A 1035-nucleotide genomic window follows, 5' to 3' on the forward strand; every position below is an offset into this window, starting at 1 on the left:
GTCAGAACTAGAAGCTGTTATAACGCACTGTAAGGCGTCTAAAGAACGCGTACTGAGTTGTAGTGATTGCGGATTATCCTCTAGTGTAGGCAATGAGACACTAGATAGCTTTATCAAGGACTGTGAGCAGCAATACGGAGCCATAGCATCGGTATACCGCCTGAGTCCCTTACAAGAAGGGATGTTATTCCATAGCTTATATGGAGGCGAAGGCAGCGGCTCGTATGTGAGTGAATTTGTATGTGACTTTAACGGCGGCATCAACTATGAGGTATTTGTCAAGGTTTGGGAATCCATTGTAGCACGTCATGGCATCCTGCGTACAGGAATCTACTCAGAAGGATTGGCAGATGCAGTACAATGTGTTTACAAAGAGGTGGACTTACCAATTACCCGTTATGATTATACCGATAAGGACAGCAGATGGCTGGAAGAGTACTTTGAGAATAAGAAGCTAGTGAGCTTTGATATGCAGCAGGCACCGTTATTTTGCTTTGAGTTGTATGACTTGCCAGGCGGTATTACTCGTTTGTATCTGTATAACCATCATATCTTATGGGATGGTTGGTCGCTATCGATACTGATGAATGAATTTATTCAAGGCTACGATGCGGCACTAGAAGGCGAGGAGATAGCGCAAGGCTATGTGAGTGACTATGGCAGATATGTACGTGACTTATACAATCGTGACCGTTCAGGCGAAGGGATTGACTACTGGCAAGACTACCTAAAAGGCATCGAAGGCGGAGTATACTTACCGTTTTTACAAGATACAAGTTTACGCAACAGTGTCTTTGGAGACAGTCATGTAAGCTTTGAATTAGACCATAACCACACAAGGCTACTGGTGGATTACAGCAAGTCAAAAGGTCTTACAATGAATACCTTGGTTCAAGGCGCATGGAGTTACTTACTTCACAGTTATACAGGAGCCGAGAAGGTTGTCTTTGGCGCAACAGTTTCAGGAAGAGATTGGTCAGTAGGATCGGTAGAGCAGGAAGTAGGCTTGTACATCAACACCTTGCCTGTAAGTAT

1 protein-coding gene is annotated in these 1035 nt (G+C 44.2%); it reads left to right on the plus strand.

All coding sequences use genetic code 11. The features are described from left to right. Nucleotides 1-181 precede the first annotated feature (181 nt). Nucleotides 182-1035 (plus strand): condensation domain-containing protein (locus C8N46_RS20100; RefSeq protein WP_211314522.1); only part of this gene is annotated, 854 nt, incomplete at its 3' end.

It is taken from the genome of Kordia periserrulae (assembly GCF_003054265.1).
Lineage (GTDB): Bacteria > Bacteroidota > Bacteroidia > Flavobacteriales > Flavobacteriaceae > Kordia > Kordia periserrulae.